The 6,557-nt window shown below is 74.0% G+C and carries 6 protein-coding genes and 1 pseudogene; 6 read left to right on the top strand and 1 reads right to left on the bottom strand.

The genetic code is table 11. The features are described 5' to 3' along the window. The 3 genes and pseudogenes from IG64_RS31675 to IG64_RS31665 all read left to right on the top strand — a co-directional run. Positions 1-275 (top strand): annotated as a pseudogene (locus IG64_RS31675) (ATP-dependent helicase); the annotation flags it as partial. 136 nt (positions 276-411) lie between these two features. Beyond that, entirely contained in the window at positions 412-591 is a 180-nt protein-coding gene (locus IG64_RS31670) for a CBS domain-containing protein (RefSeq protein WP_420710023.1), read from the top strand. Positions 592-1,163: 572 nt separating this feature from the next. After that, positions 1,164-1,514 carry a MerR family transcriptional regulator gene (locus IG64_RS31665; RefSeq protein ID WP_037862464.1) on the top strand — a complete coding sequence of 117 codons (351 nt, stop codon included), beginning with the start codon at positions 1,164-1,166 and terminating at the stop codon, positions 1,512-1,514. A 150-nt stretch (positions 1,515-1,664) separates the two neighbouring features. Here IG64_RS31665 and IG64_RS31660 read toward each other — a convergent pair whose 3' ends face one another. Beyond that, positions 1,665-2,531: a class I SAM-dependent methyltransferase gene (locus IG64_RS31660; RefSeq protein WP_234438676.1), complete on the bottom strand. Its 867-nt coding sequence runs from the start codon at positions 2,529-2,531 to the stop codon at positions 1,665-1,667. 486 nt (positions 2,532-3,017) lie between these two features. Between IG64_RS31660 and IG64_RS31655 the strand changes: the two genes are divergently transcribed. The 3 genes from IG64_RS31655 to IG64_RS31645 all read left to right on the top strand — a co-directional run bounded on the left by IG64_RS31655 (position 3,018) and on the right by IG64_RS31645 (position 6,528). Further along, positions 3,018-3,674, top strand: coding sequence for a hypothetical protein (locus IG64_RS31655; RefSeq protein ID WP_037862462.1), 657 nt, complete (start codon positions 3,018-3,020; stop codon positions 3,672-3,674). 331 nt (positions 3,675-4,005) lie between these two features. Continuing rightward, the gene (locus tag IG64_RS42550; RefSeq protein ID WP_234438675.1) at positions 4,006-4,485 is read left to right on the top strand and encodes a hypothetical protein; all 480 of its coding nucleotides are present in this window, start codon (positions 4,006-4,008) and stop codon (positions 4,483-4,485) included. A 168-nt stretch (positions 4,486-4,653) separates the two neighbouring features. Continuing rightward, complete coding sequence (locus tag IG64_RS31645) at positions 4,654-6,528, top strand: phosphatidylglycerol lysyltransferase domain-containing protein (RefSeq protein ID WP_051813551.1); 1,875 nt, start codon at positions 4,654-4,656, stop codon at positions 6,526-6,528. Positions 6,529-6,557 lie beyond the last annotated feature (29 nt).

Raw genomic sequence — 6,557 nt, 5'->3', positions numbered from 1 at the left:
GCGACATCAACCGCCTCATGACCACCGCCGGCATCACCCCCCACATCACCCCCGTCCGCGCAGGCGACACCGAACTCCACCGCATCACCGGCGCCCGCATCCCCACCGGCACCCCCGTCACCATCACCGAACCGGAGAGGGAACGTCCGCGCGGCGCGTCTTCCCCGGCCCGTGGCCGCCGGGGCTCCCGGGGGCGCGCAGGACAGGGCCGGCCCGCGGGCGAGGCCGCGCGCCGCGGCGCCCCACGGCGGGCCGGCCTCGGCTCGGCCGCGTAAGCCCTGATCACCAGCCCGTTCCTTCCGGCAGGAGGCACCTGTGACGACAGTTCAGCCGCAGTACCAGGCAGCGGACGGCTCCCCCCAGGCCGTGCCCGGCGGCAGGGGCCCGTCCGGGCCCCGGGTCAGTGACGACATGACGGTCGAGGTGGCGCTGTCCCTCATGGCGGGCGCCCGTGTCGATCACCTCGTCCTGTGCGACGGCGACGACCGGAGCACGGGCCTGATCACCCTGGCCCGGCTCGCCGTTCTCCGCGGCAGCCCCGCGTACACGGACCGGATCCGTCTGCGGGACGTCCTCGCCCCCACCGGCTGATCCACCCCGCCCGGAGCGCGAAGACAGGCGGAAGACCGCCGCGAACACCTGATGAGGGCCCTGCCGACACGCGTCGGCAGGGCCCTCGTCGTCGTATCGCCCCCCGCGCCGCCCCGCATCCGCCCCTCATCCGCCCCTTCGTCGCGGGTCACCGGAGAGCTGCGGATCCCGGGCGAGAAAATCTGCTCTTGCCAGAGTAGACATCGGCCTCTCACGCAGTTAGCCTTTTTCTCGTTGAGACGGTCCAGTGAGAGCCGGCAGACACGAACTGCCGGGGAGCAGTAGCGCAGTACCCGTTCGCAAGTGGTCGGTTCGGAGAAAGGACGGAGGAGCAGACGCCATCAGGATCGCCCGGCCCGAGCAGTTCTCGGCCCGGGTACCGCAAGACCCCGGATTGGATGGTGGTCCCCGGTCACGCAGCCGCGATCCCCGCACCCCGCCCCTAGCCGGGCCGGGTAGCGGAAACAGAAGGTCGGCCGAGCATGAGGGCCGGCAGATGGTGTTTCATTTCCTTCGGGGCCCTGGTGCTGTACGGCACCAGGGCCCCTCGACGCGTTGTACAACGAGGTGACATGGCAGCAGATACTCCGCTCAGCAATCGTCTGGACGACGACGACTACCCCGCCTACACCATGGGCCGGGCCGCCGAAATGCTCGGCACCACCCCTGGCTTCCTGCGAGCCATCGGTGAGGCCCGTCTCATCACCCCCCTGCGCTCGGAGGGCGGGCATCGCCGGTACTCCCGCTACCAGCTGCGGATCGCCGCCCGCGCCCGCGAGCTCGTCGACCGGGGAACCCCCATCGAGGCCGCGTGCCGCATCATCATCCTCGAGGACCAGCTCGAGGAGGCTCAGCGCATCAACGCCGAGTACCGCCGCGCCGCGCACGAAGCACCCGAAAGCCCCGGCCCCGGTTCCGGCTGACCGCTCGGGCGCGTGCAGGCGGAAGCGAACCGTTCCTCCCGGGCCCGTGGACACCCGCGCACCGGCGCGGCCCGCAGATGCCGGCGGCGCGCCTGCGGGCGGGGCACCGGCCCGCCCGGCCGTGCGGTTCCCGCTCGGACGACCCGCCGGTCACAGCACGGGGCGAGGCGCCGGGGCGATCGGATCCCTCCTCCAGACGAAGACCTCCGTGCTCGGCCGGCGTTCGGAGAACCGTCCTGACGGGGAGGCTTTCCGGAGCAGCCCGCGCAGCTCCGCCTCGAAGTCCTCGCGGCGCGGGCCGAACAGGTGCGGGGCCGAGAACGACATCGAGAACACCCAGGCGACGACGTCGTCGTCAGCGCGTTCCAGCGCCTGCCCGCCGCTGACGACATGGCGGTCGGGACCGCCGAACCCGGCCCGTGCGAGCACCGCCGCCTCACCGCCGGGCGTTCCCTGCGGCAGCGTCCCCCTGCCCGCCCGCCGGACCGGCCCCAGGTAGTCCCTGACCAGCTGCTCGATCGCCGCGTAGGGGACGGCGGGGTGCGGCAGACCGACCGCGGTGAGGGTCTCCGTCTTCAGGTCCGAGATGTGCACCAGGGCCCCGCCGGGGCGGAGCATCGTACGGACGGTCGCCGCCACCAGATCGCGGTCCATCCAGTGGAAGGACTGGCCGAAGGCGGCGACGGTGAACGTCCCGAGTCCCGCCGGCAGTTCCTCGGCCCGGGCCCGCACCCACCGCGCCTTCCCGCCCACGCCCCGCTCACCGGCCACCCGCGCGGCCTCGGCGATCATCCCGCGGTCCGGGTCCACGCCGACGATCTCGCCGAACAGGGGCGCCAGGTCCAGGGCGAGGGTTCCCGGTCCGCATCCCACGTCGAGGAGGCGCCCGCGCCCGTCCGGTTCCAGTGCCCCGGCGAGCACGTCCGCCAGCCCGGGGGCGTAGGGAAGCCTCCCGCGCCGGTAGTACGCGGCGGTCCCCGCGAACAGCGTGTCGTCCCACTCCCAGCCGGCCACCACCGTCACCCACCGCCTCCGCGCTCGGACCCGCACCCGTTGGACGGGCGATGGTCCCATGGGCGGTCCGGTCCCGGCAGGGCGTTCTCAGAGGGCCGGGGTGACGGCCGCCCCGGCGCCGCCGAGGCCGGCGGCGAGGGCGGCTCCCGGCCGGCCTCCCCGCCCCGGCGGAAGAACCGGTCGAGCGCGATCCGGCCCGGTCCGGCAGCGGCGAGGGCCGACTCACGTTTCCACAACGGCGGCCGTCGCGCACCTCGGACCGCCACCCGCAGGGCGCACGCCGCACCGCCCGGGCGCGGTTCCCGCGTGCAGCGCCCGCGGGCGGCGTCTGTGTACAGTCCGCGCACCTCATGTGATCATGACGGCTGCTGCGATCACCGACCATGGTCGCGAGCGGACGCCGCCCGGGGCGGCAGGGGAAGCGCCGCCCAGGGCGGCACAGGGAGCGCCGCCGCGGGGCGGCGCGGGAAACGCATCGGGGGGTGCGAAGTGACACGGACGACCTCGGTGGTCGCCATCTGCCTGGCCTTCGCCGGCATCACGGGAGGCGTCTTCGTCGGTGCCTCGGGTCTGGACACGGTGGTCGGCTGCGGCGTCCCCGACCACACCTATCCGGACCAGAGCGCGCGGGACTGGGTCACACAGGCCGACCACGTGGTGGTGGGCACTCCCGTGCAGGAGGAGGACACCGGACGCCGGGACTTCACCAAGGGCCCGGTCGGTCACCAGACGGACCGCAAGGTGACGTTCCGTACGGACCGCCTCCTGTGGTCCGCCGGCCGGCCCCGGCAGTCGCTGGGCCGGAGCTTCGACCTGGTGGCCCCCGGGTGGAGCGTGATGCGGCAGAGCGGCGACCGGATCAAGAGGACGACCGGGGACGCCCCCCGCCTGGAGACCGGCCACACCTACCTGCTCGCCCTGCGCTGGAGCGGCGGCCGGTGGGCGGTACTCGGCGAGGGCGCCTCCGTGCCGTTCGACGGGCACACCGCCGGCCGGGGGGAATGGTGCGGACGCGTGCTCGGCACGGAGGACGTGGCACGCGGCGAACTCTTCTCCCGCTCGGACGACCACAGCCTCGAGAAGAGCCTGCTCGGGCAGGGCGAGGAGGCCGTCGTCCGCGCACTCGACCGGGCGGCCCGCAAGTGACGTCCACCGGCGGGCCGCCGTCCTCACGGTGACGCCGCCCGCGTGGCGCGCGCGTCCGTGACATCCACCTGGGACGTCCACCCCCGGCACCTGAGACGTCCACCCCTGGCCTCCACCCGTGAGGTCCTTGCGGCTTCCTCCCGTCGCGTGCGCCCCTGACGTGGTCCGGGACGTGATCCCGGACGGAGCGGCGTGCCGTTCGCCGGAAGGGTGGCGCTCCGGACAGCGCGGCCCGGCTCCGCGCCCTTCGCGGCGACCGCCGGTTTCCCTCCCCGCGCGGCACTACGTACTGTAGGGTCCGGCTCGCCATCCAACCGTCGACGGGGGATCCATGCAGGAAGCGCGCTGCCCGGCGCCCGGCGCCTCGCTCGGCGAGGAGGCTAAGGGCGGGCTCGGGCCGACGGTCGCGGTCCTCGTGGTGAGCCTGGCGGTCGCCGCCGTCGGGGTCTACGAACTGTGCGGCTTCGGGCTGCACAGCCTCGCGCAGCACCCTCACCTGTTCAACGACGGCTTCGCCACGGCGGGCGTCATCGGCGCCACGGTGGCGGCCGGTGCCGCGGCGGGAAACCTGGCCTGGCTCCTGACGGCGCCCCGGAGGCAGGCGGCCACCGGCCCCGGCCGTCATCCGCACACCGGTCCGGCGGAAGATCCCGCGCACGGCGACCGCGGCACTCCGGTCACCGGCAGCGGTATCCCCGCCCACGATGCCGCACCCGGCGCCGCGGGGACCGACGCCACCGGCCGCGACCGCCCGCCCGGCATCCCCGCCGGCGGCACACCCCCGGTTCACCACCCCGGTCCCGCCGAGTAAGCGCCGCCCCACCCGTTCCTTACCTTTTCCCGGAACAGTGGGAGGCGGCAGTTCACCGGGCTCCGTTACCCTACAGACTGTAGGGCCGCCTCGCCCGAGCCCCTTCCGTCCCCCTCTCCCGTCCCCCTCCGCCTCCCCGGCGGCCCTCTCCGAGGTGACGAGTCACCCATGCCCGCACGGCAGTCCGTCCTCATCCCCCCGCAGCGCGAGTCCCGCGCCCCGGTCCGCCTCGCCCCCGGCCCCCGGCTGCGGGCGGGAGCCGCCGCGGCCACCGTCTGGTACCTGCGGGTGCTCGCGGCCCTCAACATCGTCGCGGTGCTCTCCCTGCCGTTCCGCGAGGAGGTGCACGAGCACAACGGCGGCGAGTTCTTCACCCCGTACCTGGCCACCGCCGGCCTCGTCTCGGCCGCGCTCGCGCTGTTCCTGGCCATGGTGATGCGCCGCCGCAAGCGGGCGGCCTGGCTGTTCAACCTGCTGTTCGCCGGACCGCTGTTCCTGCTCTACGTGCTCGCCCTCACCCAGGACCGCTACCAGGACCACCTGTTCAACTGGGTCTCCGCCGCCCTCACCGGGGGGTTCGTGGCCGCCCTGCTGCTCGGCCGCCGCGAGTTCAACGCCATCGGCGACCGCTCCAACCCCCGGGACGCGCTGGCCGTCGGCGCCGGCGGCATCCTGCTCAGCGGCGGCCTCGGCACCTGGCTGGTCGACGCCACCAACAAGGTCTCCGGCGCGCCCCTCGCCGACAAGGTCGTCTACACCCTGCTGCGCAGCATCAGCGTGGGCCCGCTGGCCGACCGCGTCCCCGCCGTGCACGCGCCCCGCTGGGTGGACATCACCATCAACCTCCTGATGGCGGCGACCTTCCTGCTGGTCCTCTACGTCTGCTTCCGCTCGCCGCGCGGCCGGGCGCTGCTCGGCGAGGAGGACGAGAGGCGGCTGCGCGACCTGCTCGACCGGCACGGCGACCGCGACTCCCTCGGCTACTTCGCGCTCCGCCGCGACAAGGCCGCCATCTTCTCCCCCACCGGCAAGGCCGCCGTCACCTACCGCGTCGTCGGCGGTGTCAGCCTCGCCTCCGGCGATCCCATCGGTGACCCGGAGGCCTGGCCCGGCGCCATCGACGCCTGGCTGTCCGAGGCCCGCAGGCACGCCTGGGCACCCGCCGTCATGGGCGCGAGCGAGGAGGCCGGCACGATCTACGCCCGGCACGGCCTGGACGCCCTCGAACTGGGCGACGAAGCCATCGTCGACGTCGCCGACTTCAGTCTGGACGGGCGCGCCATGCGGGTCGTACGGCAGGCCCACAACCGGGTGCGCCGGGCCGGTTACACGGTCACCATCCGCCGCCACGAGGACATCCCCGACGACGAGATGGCACGGCTCGTCGAGCGTGCCGACCAGTGGCGCGACGGCGCCACCGAGCGCGGCTTCTCCATGGCGCTCGGCCGTCTCGGCGACCCGGCCGACGGCCGCTGCGTGATGCTGGAGTGCCGCGACGCGCAGGGCGAGCCGCGCGCACTGCTGAGCTTCGTGCCGTGGGGCGAGCAGGGACTGTCGCTGGACCTGATGCGCCGCGACCGCGACAGCGAGAACGGCCTGATGGAGTTCATGGTCGTGGAGCTCCTGCTGCGCGCGGGCGAGATCGGCGTACGGCGGGTCTCGCTCAACTTCGCGATGTTCCGCTCCGTCTTCGAACGCGGCGCGCGGCTCGGGGCCGGCCCGGTGCTGCGGCTGTGGCGTTCGGTGCTCACCTTCTTCTCCCGCTGGTGGCAGATCGAGTCCCTGTACCGCGCCAACGCCAAGTACCGGCCGGTGTGGGAGCCGCGGTTCCTGCTGTTCGCCAAGAGCGCCGACATCCCGCGCATCGGCATCGCCAGCGCCCGGGCCGAGGGCTTCCTCACCCCGCCCGCGCTGCCGTCGTTCGCCCGCCGCGGGCGCCGGTCCGTGCCGGACGCTCCCGCCGGACCCACGGATTCCACGGATTCCGCCGGTTCGGCCGGGTCCGCCGGTTCCGCCGGTTCCGGCGCCAAGTCCTCGCGCTGACAGGGGATTTCGCGTTCGGTAGCCTTCGG

It is taken from the genome of Streptomyces sp. NRRL S-340, from assembly GCF_000720185.1.
Taxonomy (GTDB): Bacteria; Actinomycetota; Actinomycetes; order Streptomycetales; family Streptomycetaceae; genus Streptomyces.
The sequence above is the reverse complement of the archived record's forward strand: the minus strand, read 5'-3'. Positions and strand labels throughout refer to the sequence as shown.

Coding starts and splice junctions, on each gene's coding strand:
- IG64_RS31670 (WP_420710023.1), top strand. CDS start 412: ATGACGGTCGAGGTGGCGCTGTCCCTCATGGCGGGCGCCCGTGTCGAT.
- IG64_RS31665 (WP_037862464.1), top strand. CDS start 1,164: ATGGCAGCAGATACTCCGCTCAGCAATCGTCTGGACGACGACGACTAC.
- IG64_RS42550 (WP_234438675.1), top strand. CDS start 4,006: ATGCAGGAAGCGCGCTGCCCGGCGCCCGGCGCCTCGCTCGGCGAGGAG.
- IG64_RS31645 (WP_051813551.1), top strand. CDS start 4,654: ATGCCCGCACGGCAGTCCGTCCTCATCCCCCCGCAGCGCGAGTCCCGC.